Annotated in this window: 22 protein-coding genes; 13 read left to right on the forward strand and 9 right to left on the reverse strand. The window is 69.6% G+C overall.

Features of this window, described 5'->3' with window-relative positions; genetic code table 11:
* Positions 1–213: 213 nt before the first annotated feature.
* The 6 genes from ACFY3V_RS25130 (at position 214) to ACFY3V_RS25155 (ending at position 6,790) form a co-directional block, all read left to right on the forward strand.
* Positions 214–1,524 (forward strand): MFS transporter, encoded by a 1,311-nt coding sequence (locus ACFY3V_RS25130; protein WP_362905280.1) that lies wholly within the window; start codon positions 214–216, stop codon positions 1,522–1,524.
* A gap of 67 nt (positions 1,525–1,591) precedes the next feature.
* Positions 1,592–2,320 carry a peptidyl-tRNA hydrolase gene (locus ACFY3V_RS25135; protein WP_362905278.1) on the forward strand — a complete coding sequence of 243 codons (729 nt, stop codon included), beginning with the start codon at positions 1,592–1,594 and terminating at the stop codon, positions 2,318–2,320.
* 259 nt (positions 2,321–2,579) lie between these two features.
* Positions 2,580–3,644 (forward strand): hypothetical protein, encoded by a 1,065-nt coding sequence (locus ACFY3V_RS25140; protein WP_389776701.1) that lies wholly within the window; start codon positions 2,580–2,582, stop codon positions 3,642–3,644.
* A gap of 55 nt (positions 3,645–3,699) precedes the next feature.
* Positions 3,700–4,293 (forward strand): nucleoside triphosphate pyrophosphatase, encoded by a 594-nt coding sequence (locus tag ACFY3V_RS25145; RefSeq protein ID WP_350945878.1) that lies wholly within the window; start codon positions 3,700–3,702, stop codon positions 4,291–4,293.
* A gap of 88 nt (positions 4,294–4,381) precedes the next feature.
* A complete protein-coding gene (locus ACFY3V_RS25150; RefSeq protein WP_362905274.1) occupies positions 4,382–5,182 on the forward strand; it encodes an EI24 domain-containing protein in 801 nt (266 codons plus the stop codon).
* Between the two features lie 321 nt (positions 5,183–5,503).
* On the forward strand, positions 5,504–6,790 hold the full coding sequence (locus tag ACFY3V_RS25155) for a DUF4192 domain-containing protein (RefSeq protein WP_389776706.1): 1,287 nt from the start codon (positions 5,504–5,506) through the stop codon (positions 6,788–6,790).
* Here ACFY3V_RS25155 and ACFY3V_RS25160 read toward each other — a convergent pair.
* The gene (locus ACFY3V_RS25160) at positions 6,784–7,803 is read right to left on the reverse strand and encodes a glycosyltransferase (protein ID WP_350945881.1); all 1,020 of its coding nucleotides are present in this window, start codon (positions 7,801–7,803) and stop codon (positions 6,784–6,786) included. The two genes, ACFY3V_RS25155 and ACFY3V_RS25160, sit on opposite strands and share 7 nt — an antisense overlap.
* A gap of 392 nt (positions 7,804–8,195) precedes the next feature.
* On the opposite strand from ACFY3V_RS25160, the gene ACFY3V_RS25165 reads away from it, so the two are divergent.
* The 6 genes from ACFY3V_RS25165 to ACFY3V_RS25190 all read left to right on the forward strand — a co-directional run bounded on the left by ACFY3V_RS25165 (position 8,196) and on the right by ACFY3V_RS25190 (position 15,128).
* Entirely contained in the window at positions 8,196–9,422 is a 1,227-nt protein-coding gene (locus tag ACFY3V_RS25165) for an endonuclease/exonuclease/phosphatase family protein (protein WP_389776709.1), read from the forward strand.
* A gap of 18 nt (positions 9,423–9,440) precedes the next feature.
* Positions 9,441–10,526, forward strand: coding sequence for a glycosyltransferase family A protein (locus ACFY3V_RS25170; RefSeq protein ID WP_362905267.1), 1,086 nt, complete (start codon positions 9,441–9,443; stop codon positions 10,524–10,526).
* A gap of 59 nt (positions 10,527–10,585) precedes the next feature.
* The gene (locus ACFY3V_RS25175; protein ID WP_389776714.1) at positions 10,586–11,593 is read left to right on the forward strand and encodes a lysylphosphatidylglycerol synthase domain-containing protein; all 1,008 of its coding nucleotides are present in this window, start codon (positions 10,586–10,588) and stop codon (positions 11,591–11,593) included.
* Between the two features lie 99 nt (positions 11,594–11,692).
* The gene (locus ACFY3V_RS25180; protein ID WP_362905263.1) at positions 11,693–12,724 is read left to right on the forward strand and encodes a glycosyltransferase; all 1,032 of its coding nucleotides are present in this window, start codon (positions 11,693–11,695) and stop codon (positions 12,722–12,724) included.
* A gap of 3 nt (positions 12,725–12,727) precedes the next feature.
* Positions 12,728–13,762, forward strand: a complete 1,035-nt coding sequence (locus ACFY3V_RS25185; RefSeq protein ID WP_362905261.1) for a glycosyltransferase family 2 protein — start codon at positions 12,728–12,730, stop codon at positions 13,760–13,762.
* A gap of 217 nt (positions 13,763–13,979) precedes the next feature.
* A complete protein-coding gene (locus ACFY3V_RS25190) occupies positions 13,980–15,128 on the forward strand; it encodes an endonuclease/exonuclease/phosphatase family protein (protein ID WP_389776719.1) in 1,149 nt (382 codons plus the stop codon).
* Positions 15,129–15,182: 54 nt separating this feature from the next.
* Here ACFY3V_RS25190 and ACFY3V_RS25195 read toward each other — a convergent pair whose 3' ends face one another.
* The 6 genes from ACFY3V_RS25195 to ACFY3V_RS25220 form a co-directional block, all read right to left on the reverse strand.
* Positions 15,183–16,064 carry a BTAD domain-containing putative transcriptional regulator gene (locus ACFY3V_RS25195; protein ID WP_362905257.1) on the reverse strand — a complete coding sequence of 294 codons (882 nt, stop codon included), beginning with the start codon at positions 16,062–16,064 and terminating at the stop codon, positions 15,183–15,185.
* 62 nt (positions 16,065–16,126) lie between these two features.
* Positions 16,127–17,041 (reverse strand): UbiA prenyltransferase family protein, encoded by a 915-nt coding sequence (locus tag ACFY3V_RS25200; RefSeq protein WP_389776723.1) that lies wholly within the window; start codon positions 17,039–17,041, stop codon positions 16,127–16,129.
* Positions 17,042–17,107: 66 nt separating this feature from the next.
* Entirely contained in the window at positions 17,108–18,148 is a 1,041-nt protein-coding gene (locus ACFY3V_RS25205) for an NAD-dependent epimerase/dehydratase family protein (protein WP_362905253.1), read from the reverse strand.
* Positions 18,130–19,521 (reverse strand): aspartate aminotransferase family protein, encoded by a 1,392-nt coding sequence (locus ACFY3V_RS25210; protein ID WP_350945891.1) that lies wholly within the window; start codon positions 19,519–19,521, stop codon positions 18,130–18,132. The genes ACFY3V_RS25205 and ACFY3V_RS25210 overlap by 19 nt, the downstream gene beginning before the upstream one ends.
* A 556-nt stretch (positions 19,522–20,077) precedes the next feature.
* Entirely contained in the window at positions 20,078–22,180 is a 2,103-nt protein-coding gene (locus tag ACFY3V_RS25215; protein WP_389776732.1) for a BTAD domain-containing putative transcriptional regulator, read from the reverse strand.
* Positions 22,181–22,792: 612 nt separating this feature from the next.
* Positions 22,793–23,131 (reverse strand): hypothetical protein, encoded by a 339-nt coding sequence (locus ACFY3V_RS25220; protein ID WP_350945893.1) that lies wholly within the window; start codon positions 23,129–23,131, stop codon positions 22,793–22,795.
* A 145-nt stretch (positions 23,132–23,276) separates the two neighbouring features.
* Between ACFY3V_RS25220 and ACFY3V_RS25225 the strand changes: the two genes are divergently transcribed.
* A complete protein-coding gene (locus tag ACFY3V_RS25225) occupies positions 23,277–23,915 on the forward strand; it encodes a DUF1707 and DUF4870 domain-containing protein (RefSeq protein WP_362905248.1) in 639 nt (212 codons plus the stop codon).
* Between the two features lie 112 nt (positions 23,916–24,027).
* On the opposite strand, the gene ACFY3V_RS25230 is transcribed toward ACFY3V_RS25225, so the two are convergent.
* On the reverse strand, positions 24,028–25,554 hold the full coding sequence (locus ACFY3V_RS25230; protein WP_362905246.1) for an ATP-dependent DNA ligase: 1,527 nt from the start codon (positions 25,552–25,554) through the stop codon (positions 24,028–24,030).
* Positions 25,555–25,842: 288 nt separating this feature from the next.
* Positions 25,843–26,217, reverse strand: coding sequence for an FKBP-type peptidyl-prolyl cis-trans isomerase (locus ACFY3V_RS25235; RefSeq protein WP_350925951.1), 375 nt, complete (start codon positions 26,215–26,217; stop codon positions 25,843–25,845).
* Positions 26,218–26,382: the final 165 nt, after the last annotated feature.

A 26,382-nucleotide genomic window follows, 5' to 3' on the forward strand; every position in this document is an offset into this window, starting at 1 on the left:
GCTCCGCGACCATGCCGGGTGCGAAACCCTCAGGTCAGGAGAATAGGAAAAACGTAACCTTTGAGCGAATTCACCCAAAATGTGAGATGGAGATCTTGTGGGTTCGCGTCACGGGTGTATCCGTGAACGGGAAGGCTCTATGGCCTGATTCTTGCGATTATTGGCACCCGGGCCACTCGCTGGGCGAGGTGCCGCCCCACGATTATGGGGCCCATGACAACGACACTTCGGGCGCCCAACCGCGGACTCCACCGCGCCTGGATCGTGGCGGGAGTCGCGTTCGTGGCCATCCTCGGCGCGGCGGGGTTCCGGGCTACGCCCGGGGTGCTGATCACACCGCTGCAGGAGGAGTTCGGCTGGTCCCGGGGCACGATCTCGCTGGCCGTCTCGGTCAACCTCATGCTCTACGGGCTGACCGCGCCCTTCGCCGCCGCACTCATGGACCGCTTCGGCATGCGCAGGGTGGTGACGTACGCCCTGCTGCTGGTCGCCGCGGGCAGCGGGTTCACCATCCTGATGAACGCCCCCTGGCAGCTCATCCTCTGCTGGGGCATCCTGGTCGGGCTCGGCACCGGCTCGATGGCCCTGGTCTTCGCCGCCACCCTCACCGAACGCTGGTTCGTTCGCCACCGCGGCCTCGTCACCGGCGTGCTGACAGCGGGCGGGGCCACCGGGCAACTCGTCTTCCTGCCCGTCCTCGCCCATCTGGCGGCGGACAGGGGGTGGCGGTCGGCGGCCGTCACGGTCGCCGTCGCCGCCCTCGCCGTGGTCCCCCTGGTCTGGTTCCTGCTGCGCGACCGGCCGGAGGAGGTGGGCACCACCGCCCTGGGCGCCGATCCCGCCGCACCCCCCGCCGTTCGGCCGGCACGGGTGGGAGGCGCCGCCTCACGCGCACTCGGCGTGCTGTGGAGCGCGGCGCGCACGCGGCCCTTCTGGCTGCTCGCCGGAGGCTTCGCGATCTGCGGAATGAGCACCAACGGCCTGGTGGGCACCCACTTCATCCCCGCCGCCCACGACCACGGCATGGCCGAACCGGTGGCAGCGGGACTGCTCGCCCTGGTCGGGATCTTCGACGTGGTCGGGACCGTCGCGTCCGGCTGGCTGAGCGACAGGGTCGACTCGCGCATCCTCCTCGGCGCCTACTACGGGCTGCGCGGCCTGTCGCTGATGGCCCTGCCCAGCCTGTTCGGAGCCACCGCCGAGCCGAGCATGCTCGTCTTCATCATCTTCTACGGCCTCGACTGGGTGGCCACGGTCCCACCCACGGTCGCCCTGTGCCGCCAGATCTACGGTCCGGAGGGGTCCGTGGTGTTCGGCTGGGTCTTCGCCTCCCACCAGGTCGGTGCCGCGGTCGCGGCGGTCGCCGCGGGGGTCACCCGTGACCACTTCGGCGCCTACGACCTCGCCTGGTACGCCGCGGGCCTCCTCTGCCTCGCCGCCGCCGTCATGTCGATCGCCATCACCAGGAAGTCGTCCCTCGGCGGGGAGTCCACCGCGGGGAAGCAGGCATCCTTGAAGGCGTGAGAGAACGAGGCGGGCGAACCGCGGGAGACGGAACCGGATCGGACGCGCGGCGGCCGGGGAAGATCGCATGACCCGCGCCGGGGACGACGCGACAGGGGCGACGGGCGGGACGACCGGCGGTAACGGCGGAGACGCTGATCGGGACAGAAGGGTCCTCCCGCTGGTGGTGCGCATCGAACGCTCCGCGCCGCCCGAGCGGACCGACGCCCTGGAGGCGGCGGCACTGGCCGTGCTGGCGCTGCTCGACGACCCGCGCGCCCTCGACGGCGGCGAGTGGGCCGAGGCGGTACGCGTCTGGGACGGCAGCCGGTTCAGGAAGGTCGTCCGGCGGGCGCGCGGGGCGGAGTGGCGCAGGGTGCTCGACCTGCCCGGTGTCACCGTCACCTCGGGCACCGCCGAGGTCCGCGTCCACCCGCCGGTCCCACTGGACGGCTGGCCCAAGGACCTCTCCAGGCTCCAGGTCTCCGGTACCGAACTCACCGACTCCTCCGAGCCTGGACCACCGGGAGACGTGGTGCTCTGGCTCAACCCGGGGCTGACGATGTCGGCGGGCAAGGCCATGGCCCAGGCGGGACACGCCGCCCAGCTCGCCTGGCAGGCGAGTGGGGACGACACCAGGAGGGCCTGGCGGGAAAAGGGGCTGGCGGTCTCCGTGCGCACCGCCGACCCCGCCGCGTGGGCCGGGCTCGTCGCCTCGGGCCTGCCGGTGGTGAGAGACGCCGGATTCACCGAGATCGAGCCCGGCTCCCGTACGGTCGTCGCGGACGCCCCTTGGCTGCGCGAGGGCGGCCGGTGACCCCTTCGGGGAGTTCGATTCCCGGACGGCGGGTCGCCCGCGGCCGGTGAGGGGCCCGGGGCCGGCGCGCACGATCGGCAGGTCGGTGTGCGGCTCCCGCCTCGCGGGAGGAGACATCGGAGGTGAGCCCGGCCCCGCATTCCACGAACATTCCGTATTCGTCGCGGAGCGTTTCCCCCGGGGACGAGAAAGGTACTCGTTCCCGAAGTGTGATGGGGATCCCGCACGGGAAAACCGGATTTGTCGTACGCTCCCGATCGTGCTCGATGGGTTGGGTGGGACTCAGGGGACCCGGGAGACGGGTCCCGCGCCGACATACGTGACCGCCGAGGCGGCCACGTCGGAGATGCCGAAAATCGTGGCGGAGAGTCCCCCGAAGCTACCGGATTCCCCGGTGAAACGGTCCCGCATCGGCGACCTGCCGATGCGCGTGATCTACCGAATCCTGGCCGTGGGCGTCGCGGTGATCGTGGCCGCGGTCGCGACGGTGGTCGGCTTCGTCTCCTCGGGCTCCTCAGATCAACCGGGCGAGGGAAAGACGGGGCAGATCGCCGCGCCATCTGCCGCGCCACCCTCGCCCGGTTCAGTCTCGGCGGAGCCGTCCACCTCGGTGTCGGAGCAGGCGTCCACGCAGGCCTCCGCCGCGTCGGCGTCCCCCTCGGACACCACCCCCGCCACCCCCTCCGCGTCGTCGTCCCCCTCGGGAAGCCCGAGTCCTTCCGAGACGGCCGCCCCCGCCTCGGTGTCCGACGGCTTCGAGCCGGCGCCCGACCGCAGCGCCGTCATCGCGGCCCTCACCGACCCCCGAGTGCCCGACCTTCCGCGCGACAAGCGGCTCGCCCGCCTCTCGGGCAAGGCGGCCAAGGGCAAGCGCCGCGTCCAGGACGAAAAATCGGGCGTGTCGCTGGTCCGCCTGGGCAAGCCCTGGAAGGTCTTCGGCGCGTCGCCGTTCGCCACCAAGCAGGTGCTGCCGAAGGCGAAGGGGGCCGGTCACCGGGCGATGGTCGTGAGCTGCCCGGTGCCGATCCTGGTGCAACGGGAGTCCAAGGACACCGCGCTGCTGGCCGCCCGGTGGACGCTCAACCACCACCCCAAGGGCGGCAAGATCACCTGGACCGCCTCGCAACCGATCAAGAACGGCTGGCTGCTCGCCTACCGGGTGAAGTACAAGCTGAAGGGCAAGACGCGCTTCTCCATGGCCGCCGTCGCCGTGACCGAGATCTCCGGTGCCAAGCCCGCGATGCTTTTCGCCACCATTCCCGACACCCAGCGCAAGTACTGGCGCGCCATCAACACCGCGGTCTCCTCCCTTCGAGTGAAATAGCGCCGCCCGAGTCCGTGGCGAGAGGACGGGGAGAGCCGCGCTAGGCTCGGTCGCCGTGACCCAGATCGTCCTCGCCTCCGCCTCTCCCGCCCGCCTCGCCCTGCTCCGCAGCGCCGGACTCGATCCCAAAGTGATCGTCAGCGGCGTGGACGAGGACGCCATCACCGCCGACAGCCCGAGCGAGCTCTGCCTCACGCTGGCCCGCGCGAAGGCGGCCGTGGTCGCCCGCGGTCTGAGCGGCGGGCTGGTCATCGGCTGCGACTCGATCCTCGAACTCGACGGCCGTGCCTACGGCAAGCCGTCCTCGCCCGAGGAGGCCGTGGCCCGCTGGCGCGACATGCGCGGCCGTGAGGGACGACTGCTCACCGGCCACTGCGTCATCAACGTCGCGGACGGGCGCGAGGCGGCGGAGGTGGGCGCGACGGTGGTGCGCTTCGGCACCGCCGGAGACGACGAGATCGCCGCCTATGTCGCCACCGGCGAGCCTCTCCACGTCGCGGGCGCCTTCACCCTGGACGGCCGCGGCGGCTGGTTCGTCGACGGCATCGACGGCGACCACGGCAACGTCCTGGGCATCTCCCTGCCCCTGCTCCGCCGCCTCCTGGGCACCCTCGGGGTCTCCGTTCCCGGCCTCTGGCAGCGTCCCTGACGCCGCGGCTTCTTTTCCCGGCATCTCTGCCGTTCGCGGTATTGTCGGCTGTCCTCCCAAGGGGAGCCGATCCCGATAATCTTCCGCCATGGGTCATTTCCGCTCCTTTCTGGACGGCATCGGGTTCTTCTTCCAGGGACTGCGCTGGGTCACGCGAAACCCACGCTGGTGGCTGTTCGGGTTGATCCCGGCGCTGATCGCGTTCGCCCTCTACGCGACCGGCCTCTACTTTCTCGGCACGAACGCGCTGGACCTCGCCGCGTGGGGCACACCGTTCGCCGACGGATGGGGCGAGGCGGCGCGGACCGCACTGCGAGGGCTGGTCGGTCTGGCGATCTTCGTCGCCGGGTTGATCCTGTCGGTGGTGACCTTCACGGCGATCACCCTGATCCTGGGCGACCCCTTCTACGAGAAGCTCTCCGAGAAGGTGGAGGAGACCTACGGGGAGGTGCCGACCGGCCACGACCTTCCGCTGTGGAAGTCGATCCCCCGATCCATCAGGGACAGTGTGATCACCCTCGGATGGCTGTTGCTGTTCACGATCCCGCTCTTCTTCCTCGGGTTCGTGCCGGTGATCGGGCAGACGGTGGTGCCGGTTCTGGGCGCCCTGGTCTCCGGGTTCTTCCTCACGGTCGAGCTGACCACCCTGGCCCTCGAGCGCAGAGGGCTGGTGCGCAAGAGCAGATTCGGCCTGCTCAGGGGGAACAAGGCCCCCGCGCTCGGCTTCGGGGTCCTGCTCTTCCTGCTCTTCCTCATCCCGTTCGTCGCGGTGGTCGCGATGCCCGCCGCGGTGGCCGGTGCGGCCATCATGGTCCGCACCCGTCTGGCACCGGCCGTCCTCCCTGAGGGAAGGACGGCCGGGGACCCACGCGTCGACAGGGGTGTCTGAGGGGGCGGCCGGAAAGAGAGTCACCGGGCCTTCGGCGCGTCCCGTTCAGGTGCCGGAGGATGCGCCTATGGTTCGTCAAGCGGCAGAAGTCAGATCTTCTTGTGCCGGCTGGGGAGGTAGGAGCGCGTAGATCTCTCGGGCGATGTAGCGCTTCAGGCAGCGGATGATCTCTTTCTTGTCCTTGCCTTCTTCGGTGCGGCGTTGTAGGTGGTCGCGGGTGCGTGGGTCGGTGGCCGTTCGGCTGTGGACGGCCGCGGGCTCTGTCCACAGAACTCCGTTCGGGGCGCGAACGGCGGCACGGTTCCGGCGAGGCTTCCCGGCATGACATCAGACCACCCGGCCTCGCCCGAGTTCTCAGCGTCCTCCTTCCCCCGGTTCCCGACCTCGTCGAACGAGTCCTCGGCCTCGTTCGAAGCGCTCTCTCCCTCGTCTGCGCTCTCGGCCGAGTCCTCCCTGTCCTCCCTGTCCTCCTTTCCCCAGTCCCCACCCTCCCCGCTCGCCTCAGCGCCCCGGCTCCTGCTCGGTTCCACCGAAGACGTGCTGGGGGCCGTTCCCTACCTGCTGGGGTTCCACCCCACCGACAGCCTGGTCGTCATCGGACTCACGGGCAGTCCGCCCAGGATCAGACTGCACCTCACCGTCCGCTGGGATCTGCCCCTGGGCTCCGGCGGTCTCGGCCAGATCGTCCCGCTCTTCGTAAAGGAGGGCGTCGCCCAGGTCATCCTGGTGGGCTACGGTCTTGGCCCGCTGGTGACCCCGGCCGTCGACGAGGCCGTGGCGCTGTTCCGCCGGAGCGATCTCGTCGTCGTCGACGCGCTCCGGGTGGAAGGCGGTCGCTACTGGTCGTACGAGTGCGCGCGGACCGACTGCTGCCCGGCCGACGGCGTGCCGTACGAGCGGCGGGCCGACGCGGTCGCGGCCGAGGCGGTCCTGCACGGGCTGGTCGCCCTGCCGGACAGGCAGACCCTGGAGCGCTCGCTCGATCCGGTCACCGGGCCCGCGCGGCAGGCGATGAGCGAGGCGACGGACCGTCTCACGGCGGAGCTTCGCGACAGGCTCGCCAGATGCCGCGACGCCGACGGGTTCGCGGCGGAGTTCGTCGCGGACGGCATGGCCAGGGTGCGCGAGGCGATCGTCACCTACGCCTCGGGAGGGCGGCTCGGCGAGGAGCAGGCGGCCAGGCTGGGGATCGACCTGGCGGTGATCAGGATCCGTGACGAGGCATGGACGCTGGTCGGTGAGGAGAGTCACGAGGCGCACCTCAGGCTCTGGCACGACCTCACCCGGAGGCTCGAGCCGCGGTTCGTGCCTCCGGCGGCCTCGTTGCTCGGCCTGGTCGCCTGGCAGCGGGGAGACTCCGCGCTGGCGGGCATCGCCCTCACCCGGGCGCACGAGGCCAACCCCGGTTACTCGATGGCCCACCTGCTCGCGCACGCGATCCACCATCTTGTCCCACCGCACGCGCTCAACGGCCGGATGCCCAGCCCCGAGGAGCTCGACCGGGAGATGGGCACTCCCCGGATGGCCTGGCTGCTTCCGATGGCCGCGCTACTGGAGAAACCCGGCGGCCCCGCATCCGAGGGGGCCGCTACGGGGGCGCGTCACTGATGCTTCAGCTCACCGGTCTGGGGGACCCAGGGAACACTCGGCCGTCCCCCCACGAGACGCTGAAGCACACCGACCCCCGCTCCCGCCGCTCCCACGAAAGTGACCAGAAGATGGACGGCGCCGAAGTAGAGGCCGAAGAGGAGACCTCGGCGGGCGAACACCCGCCGGTAGGTGCTGCCGTCGAGGACCACGGCGGCGGCGACGAGGAGCGGCGACACGAGGGCGCCGACGGGACCGACCAGCAGTGGCAGCGAGATCGCCGGTACGGCGGCGACCAGCAGGACACCGCCGAACGCGCGCGGTACGGAGTCACCGGGCGTTTCGCCCCGGGTCCATTCCCGGGCGCTCACCCGTGCGCGCCGGAACACCTTCTTCAGGATCACCCGCAGCGTGGAGTCGTGGTCGGCCCGGCCACGGACGGCGTCGGTGATGCGCACCCCGTAGTTCTTCCGCATCAGCCGGGAGCGGTAGTCCGCGGACACCGTGTCGCTCAGATGGGGGTTGAAGGGGCCGATCTCCTTGAACACCTCGGTCGGCACGGCGAGCACGGCGGCGTGCAGCTCAAGGGTCGGGCGGTCGGTCGGCATCCACCAGTGATACATCTGCAGCGCGCGATACTGCGCGGCGAGGCTGCTGGCCGCGAGCGGCTCGGGGTGGAGGATGCCGCCCAGGGCACCAAGCCCGGGCTCGGATCCGAGGATGTCCACCGCGTTCTCAACGCTGTCCGGGTCGAGTGCTATGTCGCCGTCCTGGAAGAGCAGGATCTCGCCGTGGGCGTGCTCCGCGCCGAGGTTGCGCGCGGTCGACGCCCCGCTGTTGACCTCGGTGCGCAGCACGGTGACGCCCATCGACCTGGCCACCTCCGCCGCGTCCTCGGTGCCGCAGTCGTCCACCACGATGACCTCGATGGGCGAGTAGGTCTGCTCCTTTATCGCACGTAGGCACAGGCGTAGCACGTGGGATCGGTTGAAGCTGGGGATGATGACCGAGACTAGCGGGCGTTCTCGATTCATGGGTCGCTCCATTGGCTGAAGGCCGCTCTTTCCGAACCGCGGGGTGTTGGCCGATGATCAGGGCGGGCTGCCCCGGTGGGTTCTCGGTCGACCGGCCGTGGCTCGTCGCCAGGCCTCGGACCACCCTGTTTCCGGCTGTTTCCGGCTTGCTTCCGTTCCACGCTAGCCGCGACGGCTTGTCTCATTCTTGTCGTCCGGTTCGCCGCATCGTACGGTTCTCTTTCCGCGGGGCCTGTGCCGTGGCCCGCGTGGTCCGCGGCGAGGTTGATTCTGCGGGCGTGGACGACAAGGAAGCGACAAGAACCGGTCAGTACGTTGAGGTACCGCTGGAAGTGATCGCGGATCTTCAATGGCTGTCGCCGGCCTGACCTACGTGCCGAGGTGGTGTGCTGATGGGCGACCGGGACATCTTGACCGAGGATCAGCCCACGGAGGTCCCCCCGGAGAAGCCGGTCGGCCGGTGGGCTCGCCTCGGTCGGTTCATCCGGCCGCGGCGACGCTGGTGCCTGGGCACCCGGCTGGTGGTGACCGCCACCACGGGGTGGCTGCTGTTCGTGGTCGTGCATCTGCTGGTGAGCGGCCGCACCTCGCTGTGGGCCCCGCTCGACCTGATGCCGCCGTTCATGTTCGTGGCGGTGCCGGTTCTGGTGCTGGTGGTGGCGCCGCTGGCGCGCCCGGTCCGCTGGCGGGTCATCTCGGTGCTGGTGTTCACCCTGGTGCTCGGCGCGGGACGGAGCGGGATCAACGTGGCGACCCTCTGGTACACCCCACCGCCCGCACCGCCCGGGGCGATCACCGTGGTCACCTGGAACACCGAGTTCTGGGACCAGGATTGGCGCACCTCCGACGGAAACCGCTATTCACCCGACTTCTACGACTACCTGCGCGAGATGGACGCGGACGTCTACCTGCTCTCGGAGTATCTGTACGTCGACACCTCGGCGGGGGACATGATGACGTCGAAGTGGACCGCCGACATGGCACTCCGCATCGACAAACTGCCGGAGCTGCGGCGCGAGTTCCCCGGATACCAGGTCGCGACGTCCGGGGAGCTGATCACGCTCTCCCGGCTCCCCATCGTCGGGGAGCGCGGGCTCGACATCACCCGGTGGCTGCCCGACGACCAGAAGGCGGTGCCGGAGGTGATGCGGGACTGGCCGACCTCCTACACGGTCGAGACGCTGCGCACCGACATCCAGGTGAACGGCACGGTCGTCTCCTTCTACAACACGCAGATCAACCAGCCTCCGATTGAGTGGCGGCTGTACGACGGCGAGGCCCGTGACTCCAACCAGTACGCCCACAGCCGGCGGGAGGCGAGCTATCGGGCGCTTCGCACGGACATCGAGGCCAACGACCATCCGGTGATGCTCGGCGGCGATCTGAACACCACCCCGGCGATGGGGATGCTCCGGCTGCTGCCGGAGAAGCTGGTCGATCACACCCGGGCGCTGCCGTCCCTCTACCCGGTCACCTACCTCGCGGGAGTCGGCGAACTCTGGCGGATCGACTGGGTGCTCACCACGCCGGACCTCCTCGTGCACCGCTACGAGATGCCCGGATCGGCCGGACTGTCCGACCACCGCCCTCAACAAACGGTTCTATCGGTTGGCCACTGAGCCGCAGAAGGAGTTCAGATGACGGAACCGGCGACGGCGCGGCCCGAGGACGTCGCGGTCATCGTGCCGAACTACAACAAGAAGAAGACCCTCCGAGCCTGCCTGGAGGCGGTCTACGCGCAGACCCACCCCCCGGCCGAGGTGATCGTGGTCGACGATCGCAGCACGGACGGCTCGTTGGAGATCGCGCGGGAGTTCCCGTGCACGATCATCGAACTGCCGAGCAACCGGGGGCCTTCGGCGGCGCGCAACGCCGGGGTGGACGCCAGCGGCTCGCCCCTGCTCTTCTTCGTGGACTCCGACACGGCGCTGGCTCCGGACGCCGTACAGAACGCGGTGCGCGCCTATCGGGACACGCCCGACTGCGGCATGGTCCAGGGGATCTACGACAAGGAGCCGCTCTTCGACGACGGCCCGGTGGAGCGCTACCGCGTCTTCTCCGAGCACTTCGACCGCCAGCGGGCGGTGTCCACGTTCCTGTCCAACTCGCTGATCCCGCGCACGGTCTTCCGCGAGGCGGGCGGGCTGGACGAGCGGTTGCGCGACGGTGAGGACTTCGAGTTCGGCAACCGGGTGCCGTCCAAGTACCGGCTGGTGGTGACCGCGACCGTGGTCACCAGGGCGGACGATGTCGACCGGTTCTGGGAGTGCATGTGGGAGCGGTTCGTCAGAGCCAGCACCCTGCCGGTGATCATGTTGAGGGCGCGGCGGCTGTACGACGACGACACGATCGGATTCCGGCTGGACATGATCGGGCCGGAACCGCGCACCCGCCGCCTGCCGCCACGGATCTCCTCCGTCTCGGCGGCGCTGAGCCTGTTCACGCTGCCGTTCGTCTTCCTCGCGCCGTGGCTGCTCCTGGTGCTCGCGCTGCTGCTGGCGGCGTTCGTGACGGTGAACCGTGACTTCCTTCGATACTCCTACCGCTACCGCGGCGCGGGCTTCGCGTTGCTCATGGCCTCGATGCAGTTCTGTTATCACACGGCGTTCTTCCTCGGAGCCGGCGCGGGGCTGCCACGGCTCGTCTTCGAGCTGCTCCGCCGCCAGGGGCACCCGGCCAAGACCGGCCTGACCACGGTCTCCTCGGCCGGTGCGCCCGAGTGAGCGTGATCCGGTCGTGGCGCCCGTCGTGGCGTCCGCCTCGCGCACTCGTGCGCGCCCTGATGGCAGCGTTCGCCCTGGTCCTGGTGGGCGCGGTGGCGACGGCACTGGCTGGGCAGGACTGGAGCGTGGTCTCGGTCATGCTCGCCGGGAGCGACGGTGGGAGGATCGGCCTCCTGCTCGCCGGTGCGTTGCTGATCAGCATGGTCGGGCTGGGATTCGGCTATCTGGCGTGGCGGGCGGTGCTGTTCGAGCTCGGCCCGCCGGTGAGCGAACCACGGGTGGCGCGCGTCTTCTTCGTGACGTTCCTCAGCAAGTACGTGCCGGGGAAGGTGCCGGGCCTGATCGCCGCGACCAAGGTGGCCACGGCCAACGGCGTCGGTTTCGGGCGGTTGATGAGCACGGCGGCGCTGAGCATGAGCCTCGTCCTGCTGACCGGGCTCACGATCGGGCTGCTCGCGGGCGTGCACATGCTCGGCACCCAGGTGGTATGGCTGGTGGCGGCGGCGACGGTGCTGGTCGTGGTCGTGCTGGTACGACCGCAACTGGTCAACCACGGCGCGCACCTGCTGCTGCGGTTGCTGCGCCGGCCGGACCCGACCAGGTCGGCGTCGGCACGTGGGATACGGCTGGCCGTCGTCTCGCAGGCGGTGTCGTGGACGGTCACCGGCCTGCACCTGTGGCTGCTCGCGGTCGCGATGGGGGCCGACCCCGTGCGGTCCCTGGGACTGTGCGTGGGCGCGTTCACCCTGGCCACGACGGTCGGAATGCTGACGGTCGTGCTGCCCGACGGGATCGGTGTCCGCGAGGCGGTGCTGACCGCCGCCCTGACGGTGGTGCTGCCCGCGCCGGCCGCCGCGGTGGTGGCGGTGGCGAGCCGGCTGGTCTCCACGGTCGGCGAGGTGGCCTTGGGAGCGGCGGCGCTGGCGGTGGCCGAGGTCGCCATCAGGCGCGCTCCGGCCGCTTCGGCGGAACCGGAACCGGAGCGGGTGACAGAGCCGGCGACAGAGCCGGCGACAGAGTCGGCGACGGAGGCCGAAGCGGCAGCGGCACCGGCGGGAGACAAGTAGCCATGTCAAGCATCGGAAGACACGAATGCGCGCGAGCGTCCGCCGGGCGGGTCCCCTCCCGGCCGACGGACGCCCGCCGACCCGAAGGGGGCATCGACCATGGATGAGCAGCGACCGCTGGTCTCGGTCATCGTGCCGAACTACAACTACGCCCGCACACTGGACCTGTGCCTGAGCGCGCTGGAGCGGCAGGACTATCCGCACATCGAAGTGATCGTCGTCGACGACCGCAGCACCGACGACTCGGTGGAGACGGCCCGCCGGCACGGGGTGCGGGTGGTGGTCACCGACACCAACATCGGGGCGCCGGCGGCGCGCAACCTCGGCGTCCTGCACGCACGCGGGGAGGTGCTGTTCTTCCTCGACTCGGATGTGGCGCTCACCCCGGACACGGTCGGGAACGCGGTGGCGCTGCTCACCTCCGATCCCACGCTGGGGGTGGTGTGCGGCACGTACGAGCCCGAGCCGTTGATCCCCGACAGCCGCGTGGAGCGGTACCGCAGCCTTCAACTGCACTACTGGATCTCCGGTGACGCGGGCGACATCACCACGATCTATTCGGCGATCTTCGCGATGTGGGCGAGGGTCTTCCACGAGGTGGGTCCGCTCAACCCGGCGTTGCGCCACAGTGAGAACGCCGACTACGGCCACCGGATCACCCAGCGCTACCGCATCGTGCTGGACACCACGATCAGGGGCGCGCACGACCACGACGACCGGCTGAGCGTGGTGCTGTCGAAGTTCTTCCACCGCGCGCGTCTGCACATCCCGCTGTACCTGCGCCGGCCGGACTTCAACGGCGGCCCGACCAACAGCAGCCGCGGCTGGGGTTCGCTCGCCGCCCTGTTCGCGGTGGTCACCGTGGTGCTGCCGGTGCTGTTCGGCCCGCTCTGGGCGCTCGTGCCGATCGTGCTGCTGATCGGCTCCATCGCGTCCGACCTGGGGATGTACCGTTTCGTCTGGCGCTACGCCGGTGCGGCGTTCACCGTTTACTTCACCGCGATCCACTTCCTGGTGAACGTCACCGTCGCGGTGGCGGTGTTCGTCGGCGTCGCGCAGTGCCTGCTGTCCAGCCGGTTCCGGCGCACCTACGACATGCCGAACCCGTCCGCGCCGGCGATGGGGGCGTGAGCGATGACCCGCCCGCTGGTATCGGTGGTGGTGCCCAACTACAACTACGCGGCCTCACTGGAGCTCTGCCTGCGCGCCATGAGGGAGCAGACCTACCGGCCCATCGAGCTGATCATGGTGGACGACGGCAGCACCGACGACTCCGTCGCGGTCGCGGAACGGCTCGGTGTCCGAGTCGTCCACACCGGGCGCAACATGGGGGTGGCCGGCGCGCGTAACCTCGGCGCCGCCCACACCCGTGGCGAGATCCTGGTGTTCGTCGACTCCGACGTGGCCGCCTATCCCGATGCCGTCGAGGTGGCGGTGGGCATGCTCGCGGAGAATCCGCGGCTCGGGGCGGTGTGCAGCATCCACGACCCGGAGCCGCTGATCCGCGACAGCCTCGTCGAGGAGTATCGGGCGCTGCAGTACTACTACTGGACGGCGAGTTCCGAGGGGCCCATCTCGTTTCTCTTCCCGGCGCTGGTCGCGATGCGCCGCAGTGTGTTCGACGAGGTCGGGCCGTTCAACACCCGGTTGCGCGAGACCGAGGAGGTCGATTACGGCCACCGTCTCACCCAGCGGTACGACATGGTGCTCACCACGGCGATGCGGTCCCGGCACGACCACGACGACCGGCTGTTCACGTTGCTGCGCAAGCTGTTCCGGCGGGGGCGCGCCCGGGTGCCGCTGTACGCGCGGCGCAAGCGCTTCGCCCGCGGGTTCGAGACCTCGAACCGGGCCGGTGGAAGTCTCGCCGCCCTGGCGGCGGTGGTCACACTGCCGGCGGTGGCGCTCGGTCCGGCCGGTGCCGTGTTGCCGGTCCTCGCCCTCGCCGTGTCGATCCTGGCGGACCTCGGCATGTACCGGTTCGTGCTGCGGCGGCGCGGCCCGCTGTTCCTGCTCTACTACGGTACGGTGCATTTCGTGGTGAACGTGACCATCGCCGCCGGGGTGGTGGCCGGAGTCGCGCAGTGGTTCTGCTCTGCCAGGTTCCGCCGGCTCTACGATTCCGAGCTGCTCGTGCGGCCATCGGCGACCGGGGAGGCGACGACATGACGGCTCGCCCGTTCCCGCCCATGACGTTCATGACATCCGCGACGTCCTCGCCGTTCATGGTGTCCGCGCCGCTCGCGACGTCCATGACGTCCGCGACGCTCACGACGCCCGTGGTGCTCGCGACGCCCGCGATGTCCGCGGCACCCATGACGACCGCGACGACCGCGCCACGCGCACGTTCCGGACCCGGTCACCGTCGATGACCGATACGCGGGTCGTGACAGCGACCGCCGGGTCCCGGCCCGCGTGGCGGTCGCGCTGGAGGACCTGGCCGCTGCTGTCCGCGCCGGTCGCTTGGCTGGTGTTCGTGGTGCTCCATCGTGTGCTGTCCGGCCGGGTGTGGTGGTGGCAGGTTCCCGAGCTCGTGCCGCCGCTCGCCTTCGCGGTCGTCCCGATCCTGCTGCTCGCGGTGGCCCTGCCGGCGCGCCGGGCACGGGGGTGGATCGCGGTGGTGACGCTCGCCTCCCTGGTGCTCGGCGGAGGCGGGAGCGGGCTCAACCTCGCGGCCCTGTGGCACCGGCCCCCACCCGCGCCGCCGGACGCGATCACGGTGTTCTCCTGGAACACGTTCTATTGGGACCAGCGGCCGGAGAACGGGGCGGCGATGCCGCCGCCCACCGGCACTCCGCCACGTGACATCGCCGACTTCTACCGGTATCTGCACGACCAGAAGGCGGACGTGTATCTCCTACAGGAGTACGTCTACTTCGGCCAGGACTCGAAGGCGATTCGGGTGGACGACCTGGACAGGCTGCGCCGGGAGTTCCCCGGCTATCACATCGCCGCGGCGAGCGAACTGGTCACGGTCTCCCGGTTCCCGATCGTCCTGCGGTCGGGGATCGACCTGCGCCCGTGGCTGTCGGAGGAACGCGACAAGGCCATACCTCCCGACCCGGGTCTGCCGGATTTCTCCACGGTGAAGACGCTGCGCACGGACGTACGCGTCGGCGGGGACGGCGGAAAGACCGTCTCGCTCTACAACACGCACATCAACTCGCCCGTTCACGCGTTCCCCCGGGGCCCGGATCCCCGCCGCCTCAACCGGACCCAGCACGAGCGGCGGCAGGCCAACCTCCGCGCGCTCGCGGCCGACGTCGAGCGGAATCCGCACCCGGTCCTGCTGGCCGGGGACTTCAACGCCTCACCGGCGATGGGCATCCTGCGCCTGCTGCCGGACCGGCTCGTCGACGCCACCCCGGTGCTCGGATCGCTCTACCCCACCTCCTGGGACGACCGCCGGCCGCTGTGGCGGATCGACTGGGCGTTCACCACACCGGACGTCACCGTGCACCGGTACGAGCTGATGCGGTCGAACGGTCTTTCCGACCACAGCGGGCAGCGCCTGGTCGTCTCGACGAGCGGTTGACCCGGGAGGAATCGCCAGGAAACGGGGATGCTCCGAAGGGCCGGGGAAGAACGGTCAGGGCCTCCGGGACAGCACCCGGTCGGGCAGGTGGGCCGTGGGACGGGTCCAGCTCAGCGATTCGGCGCGCGGTGGCTTCCCGAGGGGCGCCCAGCCGAAACCGCCGTGGTCGGCACCGGCCAGGACCACCTCCCCGGCCGCCCAGACCGGCTGATCGTGATCGCCTCGCAGGATCTCCTGGTGCAACGCGCGCAGCTCAGGCCCCGGCTCGATGCCCAAGTGGTCGGCCAGATACCCGCGCAGGAGCGCGTACTGGGCCACCGCCTCCGCGGTGCGTCCCAGGGCGCACAGTGCGCGCATCAGCATGCTCGCGAGCGGTTCCACGAGCGGGTAGCGGGGAACGAGGGGGGTGAGCTCGGTCACGACCGTGTCAGGCCGTCCCAGCCGCAGGTGCGCCTGCGCCCAGGTGACGACGGCGCCGACGAACTGCTGCTCGATGCTGTAGCGCATCCGGGAGGCCCAGTCTCCCGAGATGCCGGTCAGCGGCGAGCCGCGCCACAGCTCCATCGCCTCGGCGAGCAGTGCGACCCGGACGGAGTCGTCGTGCGCATGGGTCTGCGCCTGCTTCGCGAGCCGGTGGAACCGGTGGGCGTCCACCCGCTCCGGGTCGGCCTCCAGCACGTAGCCGCCGCCGCGGCGCTCGATGGAGACCGCGGATCCCGTCAGTGCCTGCCGCAGGCGTGCGATGTGGGCGTACAGCGAATCCGTCGCCCGGTCCGGTGGGAGATTCCAGACCCGGTCGATCAACGTCGGAAGTGACACGGGATGATTGACGTCGACCGCGAGGGCGGCCAGCACTGCACGTCGTTGCGGTGGTCCCAGGGGAACACGCCGGCCGTCGACGGTCACCTCGACCGGACCCAGTATGCGGACTTCCATTCTTTCCTTCCGTGTCGCTTTCACCGCGCCGCTTTCACGACGCCGCTTTCGCAACGTCGTTCTCACAACGGGACGAGATGGTGGGCGAGCAGGAGCGTCACACCCAGGGTGGCGGCCCACAGCACCGAGTTGGCGACCATGACCCGGTCCCGAAGCAGGATCCGGACCGGGTCGCCACCGTCGTCGTCTATCAGCTGGATCTGCAGGTAGCGGAAGAGGGCGAAGAGCGCGAAGGGGGTGGACAGCAGCATCGCCGTCTGGCCGTACTGCGGGCCGAACGGGCCTTCGTCGCGCAGGTAGATGAGGCCGGACAGCAGGGCGAGCACCGAGGCGATCTGCAACAGCCAGTTGGTCAGCTCCATCGAGTAGCCGCGGAGTGCCGGGCGGTGCGCGGCGCCGCTCTTCAGTTCCTGACGCCGCTTGCCGATGAGGAGCAGCAGGGAGATCGAGAACACCGTGACCAGTAACCAGGCGGCGGCTCGCCCTCCGGTCACCTCGTATCCCTGGATGACCCGGAGGACGAAACAGACGGCTATCGTGCCCACGTCGACCAGCGGTACGTGTTTGAGAAAGCCGCTGTACGCGATGTTGATCACGAGGTAGGCGAGGATCGGCCAGTAAGGGCCCGGGGTGAGCCCGACGATGGCGCCGAGCAGCCCGAGCAGGATGGCGCAGTAGACGTACGCGAGCCTGATCCCCACGCGGCCGGCCGCGACCGGACGGTGACGCTTGACGGGGTGGTGCGCGTCACGGTGCCGGTCGGCGATGTCGTTGCCGACGTAGACGGCGGCGGAGGCGAGGATGAACGCGACCGTGGCCAGGACGATCTCACCCAACGCGGTGAGGCTCCACAGGGAGGTGTCGACGAGCGCGATCGGCACGAGGAGGATCGCCTTGGCCGCGTGCGACGGCCGTATCAGCCTGAAGAGGTCCGTGACCAGGTGTGGACGGGCCTTCGCTGCCTCTTCCGGTACCACCTCCCGGGGCTGTGGGAGCTCTGGGATGTCTGCCGATTCGACGACGTACATGCTTTCCCCGTCACTTCAGAAGAACACTTTCGCCAGGGACAGCGCGCCCTGCCGCCACGCGTCGCGGCTGGTCTGGCCGGCGCCCCGAGGCGAGCCGGCGCCGCGATTCTCCCGCCACCAGGCGTATGTGCGGAGAATCGCGTCCCGGTTGGACAGCCGGGGGCGGAAACCGAGCCGCTCCCCGGCCTTGTCGATGCTGACGTAGGAGTCGGCGAGCAGTTTGTGCACCAGCCGTCCGTACACCGGCGACAGCCGGGTCCTTTCCAGTAGCCGGAGCCCGGTCAGGGCCGGCCGGACGGGCAGCGACACGACGCGTTTTCCGTGACCGGCCGTGTCGAGTACCGCCTGGAAGTCCTCTCGCAGCGTGCCGAACTCCGCCGCCGCGAGATTGTAGGTGTCGTTCGCGATGTCGGCCGGCACCGTCAGGACGTCGGCCACGGCATCCACCAGGTCCTCTATGGCGAGCATCTGGATGCGTACGTCCCCGCGGCCGAGGACCGGGAAGTTCCGGCCCTCCTCGGCCCATTCGAAGAGCATCGCGAACAGGCCCATCCGGCCGGGACCGAGGAAGGTCTTGGGGCGCAGGATCGGCACGCACATTCCGCCGGCCCGGTACTTGTCGGCGAGTTCCTCCGCCTCGGTCTTGGCCCTGGTGTAGGGGTCGACGGGCTCGCGCGGATGCTCCTCGGGGGTGGGCACCAGTTTCGGGAGCCCGTACACGGCGGTGGAGGAGATGTGGACCGTTCTTTCCACCCCGGCCCGGCGCGCGGCCTCCAGCACGCTGTGGGTGCCGCCGACGATCAGGCTGTGGATCTGCTCCGCCGGATAGCTCGGCAGCGCGCCGGCGCAGTGCACGACCGCGTCCGCTCCGGCCATCGCCTCGGTCATCAGCGAGACGTCCCGTACGTCGCCGACCCGGTGGCCGTATCCGGGGTCCGGTTCCGAGGGCGGGCGCAGGTCCACGCCGATCACCTCGTGGCCCGCGAGTACGAGCCGCCGGACCAGGTTGCCGCCGAGCATTCCGGCGCTGCCGGTCACTACGACCCGATAGGCCACCGTGACCCCACCTTCTCTCGCACGAACCTGGCGAGCAGTCGAGGCAGGCCCTTGGCCAGGGTCTTGTCGAGGCTCTCCAGGAAGTACTCGAGGTCGTCGGGCTCGATGGCGAGGGTCGGCGCGACGACGAGCGGGTTCTCGACGTTCGGGCTGTAGTACGACACGATGTCGTGCTCGCGGTAGAGTTCCGCGATCACCGAGAGGGTGATCAGCTTGGTGCGGAAATTCGGATCGCCGGAGAAGCCCGGTGCCAGCTTGCCGGCGAGGTCGAGCACCTTGGGGCCGCCGGTCAGGAACACCCCCCACAGCGCCCCGGTACCGGTCACCTGGCCGACCACCTCCGGATAGCGCTTCTGGATGTTCTCCAGTCCGGGGCCCAGGACGCGCTCGATCTGCCTGGCCCGCGCGGGATAGTCCTCCTCGACGATCACGTTGATCGCCTCGATCGCGGTGGCGGTCTCCTCGCCGAACCCGTAGTAGGTGGTGCTGTGCAGGATGACGTCGGAGAGCCGGTCGTAGGCCTTGCGGAAGATGGGCTCTCGGGCGGTGTACCCGGCGATCGACGCCTTCCCGCCGCCGAGCGATTTCGAGTAGGCGAGGATGTCCGGCAGCAGGCCCGGATATCGCATGAAGTAGAAGAGGCTGCCGGTCTTACCCCATCCGGTGTACACCTCGTCGAAGATGAGGATGATGTCGTGCTCGTCGCAGAGCCGTCGCAGCCCGTGCAGGTCGGCCTCCGACCAGGAACGCATGCTCGAAGCGCTGAAGGGCTCGACCATGATCGCGTAGACGTCGCACTTCCCGTCGGGGGTGCGCGCGGCGTCGACCGCCGCCCGTACGGACGCGAGGTCGCCGTAGGGGTGGATGACGATGCCGGGAAGCCCGGGGAACCGGAACGAGTTCTCCGAGGATCCGGTCAGACTCCCCGCGCCGAGGGTCTTGCCGTGGAAGCTGATGTCGGACCGCAGGATGGTGTTACGCCGCCCGCCGTGATACTTGTACGCCATCTTGATGGCGCCCTCGTTCGCCTCGGCGCCCGAGTTCGGAAAGTAGGAGATGTTCAGGTCGCCCGGCAGCAGCGTGGCCACGTTGTGGCTCAGGGCGGCCACGTAGGGCGAGAAGAACGCCTTGTGGACCTCCATGCGCCCCCGCTCGGCGAACCGGCGGCGGGCGGCCAGGATGCGCGGGTGGTTGTGGCCGTGGTTGAGTACGCCGACCCCTCCGGTGACGTCGAGGATCCGGCGGCCGTCACGGGTCCAGATCCAGGCGCCCTCGGCGCGTTCGGCGAGTTCGCGACCGAAACCGAAGGAGGTCATGAGGTTGACCTGGCTGCGGCTGACGTACTTCCCGTAGAGGTTCTGGACCTGCTTCACGGTAAGGTTTTCACACTCATCGATGCCGATTAACTCCGACACGTCCGCCCTTTCCTGGCGTTTTTTTGAAACTTTCAGCTTCTGGCGTCACGGATGAGTACGGTTCGAGGATGGCGATCGCCGGGAGGCGCGTGTCCGTCGGGTGCCCGCGGTGGTGCCACCGCTGTCATCGATCAACCCCCGGAGCTTCCTGTGCAAGATGCCGGCCTTCTCTCTAGAGATGTGAGAAGACGAGAGAGATGTCGCTAATAGTGATGAATGTTGCTATACCTCGCACCACACAAGTTTGTGTAGGTCGACGCTTCGCTCGATGAGGCATGGGGGCGAAAAAGCGGTGCGGCACGTGATCCCGGGGATTCGTCTTTCGAATCCCCGGGATCATTACGTAGATGTGGCGATGATTTCGGACACGCCGAATCCGATATTTACGGTGAGAGGAATTGAGAATGATTTAACGCGCGGTGAATCCGCGCCCCCGTGGACGCATGGAGAACGGTTTCCGGCGCGTCAGATTATGTGATTACGGCGGCTGGAGACGAGGATTGTTTCCGCCGCGTCAGATCCCTCGCCGGTTTCGATCGCTCATTTCCCATCGCCACGGCGGCCGGTGCGAAGCGGCGCCGTGGACGGTCGGCAGACCGGTGACGTCCCCCGCCGCGCCGGGCGCCTGTCGCGCGGTGGAGATCAGGTCGGCCATCTTGGCGTTGAGCCATCGGGGATCGATGGTGCAGTCGTCGGGCGACATGCTGAAGCGGCCGAGTGCCAGGTGACCGAACTTGGCGTCTCTCCCGGCCCGTCGGTGGCGCACGTCACCGAGGGTGCAGGCGATGACGAGGGAGCTGTGAAGCGCCCGCCTCACGGCCTGCACCTGCTCCTCCTCGGTCTCCTCCTGCCGGGTGCGCTCGCGGGCGAACAGGCAGAGCAGGTCGTGCATGCGATACCGGCCGGCGTCGCGCACCTCGAGGAGCTGGGCGTCCGCGAGATGATCCAGGAGATCCGCGGTCTGTTCCTCCGAGCGATCGGCCAGCGCCGCGGCGACCGCGACGCTGATGTCGGATCCGCCGAGCAGGCCCAGCAGCCGGAACAGGCGGGAGTGCTCGGCCTCCAGGGCGCGGTAACTCACCATGAAACAGGCCCGGACCGCCCGGTCGTCGGCCTGCAGTTCGGAGAGGCGATGATCCTCGACCGCGAGGCGGTCGGCGAGACCTCGCAGCGACAGGTCCGGCCGCGCCACCAGCCGGGCGGCGGCGATCCTGATCGCCAACGGCAGGCCGCCGCAGAGCCGCACGATCACGCGCGCCGCCCGTGGGTCGGCCGCGACGCGCTCGCCGCCGATCAGACGGCTCAGCAGGGTGGTCATCTCGTCCTTGGCCATGACGCCGAGGCGGAGATGCGCGACGGTGTCCAGAGAGGTCAGCATCCTCCGGGCGGTGATCAGCACGCGGCAGGTGGGGCTGGCGGGCAGCAACGGCCGTACCTGCTCCGCGTCGCGAGCGTTGTCGAACAGGAACAGCAGGTGTCTGCCGTCGGTCAGCGAGCGGAATCGGGCGGACGCCTCGTCCACGTCGGTCGGGACGGCCACGTCGTCGCCACCGAGGGAGCGCAGGAGGCGGGCGAGGACCTCGGCCGGATGCAGTGGTTTGACGTCGGGGGTGGAGCCGTGCAGGTTCACGTAGAGCTGCCCGTCGGGGAACCGCTCCGCGATCTGGTGGGCGACGTGTACGGCGAACGCCGACTTGCCGATCCCTGCCGCTCCGGCGACCGCGGAGACGACGATACGGCCAGGGGCTGCCGAGGTGAGCGCCGTCCGTAACCAGGAGACCTCGGAGGCACGCCCGGTGAAGGCGGCCGAGGCGATCGGGAGCTCCGCCGGGGCGAAAACCCGGCGGACGGCGACCGACGGTGACGGCGCCGCCAGTGCGGAGTCGTCGGCGAGGATCTGCCGATGCATACGGACCAGTTCGGGGCCGGGATCGACACCCAGTTCCGCGGCGAGCATCTCCCGCGCGTGCTGGTACACCGCGAGCGCGTCGGCTCGGCGGCCGGAACGGTACAGGGCGAGCATGAGCTGCGCGCGGAGTCGTTCGTTCAGCGGATCCCTGCGAGTCAGCGCCTCCAGATCGGGAAGCACCTCGCCATGCTGGCCCAGCGCGAGGCGGGCCTCCAGCGAGGCGTCCACGACGATCGTTCTCAGCCGTTCCAGCCGTGCCGCCTCGCCTCGCAACGGTTCGGGCAGGGAAAGCCCTTCCAGAACCGCCTCGGCGCGCCACAGACCCAAGGCCCGGGTGTACCGTTCGAGCGCGACGTCATTTCGCCCTTTGGATAACATCAGACGCCCTTGAGCGGCGAGTTCCTCGAACAATCTCACGTCTATTTCATCGGGGGCGACCCGGAGCACGTACCCGTTGGAGCCCGCCTCGATCCGGGAAGGCGAACCAAGCACCCGGCGCAGCGCGGAGATATAGGTGTAGAGGTTCGACTCGGCGTTGGCGGGAGCCTGTTCCCCCCACAACCAGTCGAGCATTCGATGGGTGGGGATCGCCTTGCCGGCATTGAGGAGCAAGGCGGCGAGCAACACCCGCTGTTTGCGCCTCCCGAGGGTGATCGGTTGCCCGTTGGCCGCCCGCACTTCGATCGGCCCGAGAATCTTGAAATCCATCGGCATCACTCTTCAGCGGATACCATGCGCCAACATGAACCGTACAAATGCGTATAAATCCGTTTTTACATAGCGATTCATGATCGTGGGCTCTAACCTTCGGAGGGTACTCACCTGAAGGGAAGAAAAAGATTACGCGGCAGGCGCCCGAACACTCACGCTCCGGTGCGACGCTCCTCGCCGTGTGTGATCATCCCTGACCGGCCACCCTGACCAGGGCGTCGCGCATCGTCAGAGGGTGCGCCACGGCGCGGTTCCCGGACGCGCCGACCGGTACCGGCGGCGCCGTCGGCGGACCAGGGTCGGCCGCTCGATGGGGGCGTTCCTCGCGAGCGCCGGGAGCCCTTCGGCTCGGCGGGCGGCAGCCCGTGCGCCCGAGGGCGTTTCCTCGCGAGTGCCGGCGGCCCCGGGCCGGCCGGTCATCCGGCCGACGTGATCCTCGGCCGCGTCGGCGGACCGCAGCCGGTCATCCCGCCGGCCTCTGTCCGTACCGCGGTAAGAGTGAGGCGGCCCCTGGCGACGAGAGGGCCGCCGGTCTCTCGGGCCCCCGAGTCGGCGGATGCCCGCGGGGCTCCCCGGTTTCGGTGATGAGGGGAGCCCGGCGCTCTTCGCTCAGCCCTCGGCGCGTTTCTGACGCTCGTTGTAGGCCCTCATCCGGGGTGGATAACCGGTCAGCTGGACGTCGTAGACGGGCAGGGCCAGGTCGCGGGCCACCTTGCGGATCACCGCGGGGGAGCCGACCCGGCGCCGGGTCCATTCACCGTCGTCGGCGACGGCCACCGCCGTGGTGTTCGTCGCGAATGTCTCGGGCTCGACGTAGAACTCGACGCTCTTGCGCGACTTCGCGAAGGCGATGAGCGCCTCGATGTCGGCGTCGGTCGTGGCGCGGTCGAACTTTGCGATCTTCGGCCCGCGTAGCCGCCTCAACCCGTAGCGATCTCGCCATCTCATATTTCCTTGTATACCTCTCCTGCTCGTTCCGTGGCGGAAGGCCAGGGATGGGTCTCAGGGGCTTATGGGGGTTCATCCTGATATACCGGGCCGACAATCTGGACGAACATTGAGATCGAAGCGGCGAAGAAAGGGTATCGGTCTCATGGCAGGCACAGCGACACCAGCAGGCCCGGGGTACGGGGGAGTGCCGGCGGCAGGTCCTCGACCCGGTCACGCGGGGCTTCGGGTCAGCAACCAGGATCGCGAGCGGGTAGTCGAGCACGTCCAGGCCGCCTACGCGGAGGGAAGACTCGACAAGGCCGAGTTCGACGACAGGCTGGAGCGGGCGATGACGGCCCGCGTCCACGGCGACCTCGTCCCGATCATGAACGAGCTGTACGGCACGCGTCCGGCCCGTCTCGCCTCCTACCCGCCCGCCGCGGGTCAGGTCGCGTACGGTCATCACGCACGCCCCTTCGGCCGGGGGGAGAGCGGAGCGGAGCGTCTGGGGGCGGTGGCGTCGCACCTGCTCCCGCTGGCGGGCCTTCCCGTCATCGGTCCGGCCGTCATGATGCTCACCGCGGGCAGGACGTCGCCCTACATCCGGGCGCACTCGGTGGAGGCACTGAACTTCCAGCTGACGATGCTCGCGGCCACCATCGTGCTGGCGATCACTTTCATCGGCTTCGTCCTGACGCCCCTGCTCTGGATCGGCGGCGTGGTGCTGTCCGTGGTCGGCGCCGTGGCCGCGGCGGGCGACGGCGACTTCCGATACCCCTTCACCCTGCGTGTCGTCAAATGACGCCTCCGGTGTCCTGAGGCCGCAGGACCTACGGGACGGCAGCCGCACGAGGGACGTGGCACCCGTGCGGCGGTACGCCGGACCACGGACGTGACACGAGCACGAAGACATGTCAGAGCATGAGGGCGCGGACCATGTCGACGGTGTCGGCCTGGTCCGCCGTCTTGTCGGTGCGGTAGCGGATGACCCTGGCGAAGCGCAGCGCCATGCCGCCGGGATAGCGGCTCGACTGCTGCACGCCGTCGAAGGCGATCTCGACGACCGTCTCGGGACGGACGGTGACCGTCCAGCCGTCGGTGGGCCCCTCGGCGATGCCGAGGAAGCGGTCGGTCTGCCAGGCGAGCAGCTCGTCGGTCAGGCCCTTGAAGGTCTTGCCGAGCATGACGAATCCGCCGGTCACCGGGTCGCGGGCGCCCAGGTGCAGGTTGGAGAGCCTGCCCTCGCGGCGACCATGGCCCCATTCCGCGGCCAGGACGACGAGATCGAGCGTGTGCCGGGGCTTCACCTTGATCCAGCCGGCGCCGCGCCGCCCGGCCGCGTAGGGCGTCAGGAGCGACTTGACCACCACGCCCTCGTGGCCGCTCCTGATCGCGTCCTTGAAGAACGCCTCGCCGTCCGCGACGTCGCCGGTGACCAGGCGAGGGGTCACCAGCTCCGCGGGCACGGCGGCGGTCAGGGCCGCATGGCGTGCCTCACCCGGCAGGTCGAGCAGATCGGCGCCGTCGACCCGCAGCGCGTCGAAGAAGAAGACGCTCAGCGGGATCCTCTCGCGCACGCGCGGCACGTCGGTGCGGCTTGACACGCGGCCCGAGGTGACCTGGAAGGGCTCGGGGCGGCCGTCGGCCCGCAGCGCGATCACCTCGCCGTCGAGGACGAGGTCGCGGGAGGGCAGGGCGCTCATCGCCTCGACCAGCTCGGGCACCTGCGCGGTGATGTCCTCAAGGGCGCGGGTGAAGACGGTGATCCGCTCATCCGAGCGGTGCGCCTGGACCCTGACGCCGTCGAGCTTCCACTCGATGGCCACCGGCTCGCCGAGCTTGCCGAACGCGGTCGCGATGGAGGTGGCGCTCTGGGCGAGCATCGGCGACACCGGGCGGCCGACCTCAAGGTGGAAGGCGCGCAGTGCCTCGACCCCACCGCCCAGGGCGGCGGCGCCGACGGCGGGAAGCCAGCCGCGCAACGTCAGCGCCCGCCTGACCTCGGTGGCCGGCACCCCGGCCGCCTTCGCCACGGCCTCGACCATCACTCCTTCAAGCGCGCCCTGACGCAGCTCGCCCCGCAGCAGCCGTGACAGGAAAACCTGCTCCTGGCGGGTGAGGGCGCCGAACAGCTCGGAGACCAGCGTCCTGCGCGCACTCTGCGAGCCGGGGCCCGACAGGGCCTTGATCTCATCGAGGAGGTCGTGGACCCCACGCAGGGTGGCGGTGGCGGCGAGCCGGGGCTCCGGCGGGTCCTGCAGGCTCGTCCAGCCCACTCCAACGTTGCGCTGAGGCAGCTCTCCCGAGAGGTAGGCGATCGCGATCTCGGCCTCGTCCGGCTCGACCCTGCCGAGCAGCTCCGCGAGGTGGGCGGTCTTCGCCAGCCGGGCGGAGACGGCGGTCACGGCCGCGGAGGTGCGCGCGAGGTCGATCAACAACACAATGGCCAGCTTAAGAGCTACGAGCGGTATTTCGGTGAGGCGAGGCGCTGCTTTTCTGAGTCATCGCGCCCCGCGGGGAGGTCGGACCTTCCCGCGAACCTCGCGAACGTGAGGTGGCCGCCAGACCGGGGCACACAGAGGACGACATCGGACGCAGGGCACGGTGCCGGATATGAAGGACGGTGCAGGACGATCGGGACGGCAGTGGGGGCGGAGGGGTGACAGGACACGCGGGGCGGGCCACCCGTCGCCGGTGTGGCCCGCCCGCATGCGTCGTTTCGTCCCGAGTCAGCTCACGCCGAGCAGGTCCACGACGAAGATGAGCGTCTCGCCCGGCTTGATGCGGTTGCCCGCGCCGGCGTTGCCGTAGCCGAGGTGCGGCGGGATGGTGAGACGGCGGCGGCCGCCGACCTTCATACCCGCGACGCCCTGGTCCCAGCCCGCGATGACCCGGCCCCCGCCCAGCGGGAACTGGAAGGTGTCTCCGCGGTTCCACGACGCGTCGAACTCCTCGCCCGTCGAGAAGGCAACGCCGACGTAGTGCACGGTGACCTGGTGTCCCGGCTTGGCCTCCGGGCCGTCCCCTACGACGATGTCGACGATCTCCAGCTCCGAGGGCGGGGCGCCTTCCGGAAAGTCGATCTCCGGCTTCTCCAGTGCCACGTGGTTCTCCTTGGTTGGATGCGCGCCGGTCGATTTCCGACCGGCCGGACGACTCTACGGCTTCCGGCGTCACCACGAGAGACGTGGGGGCCGAGGTGGCTTCCGCGTCGTCTTTCCGAAGTCGTCCTTCCGAGGAGGGGAGGGGGTCTCCCGTACGGGGGCGGC

This window comes from Streptosporangium sp. NPDC000095, from assembly GCF_042899335.1.
Classification (GTDB): domain Bacteria; phylum Actinomycetota; class Actinomycetes; order Streptosporangiales; family Streptosporangiaceae; genus Streptosporangium.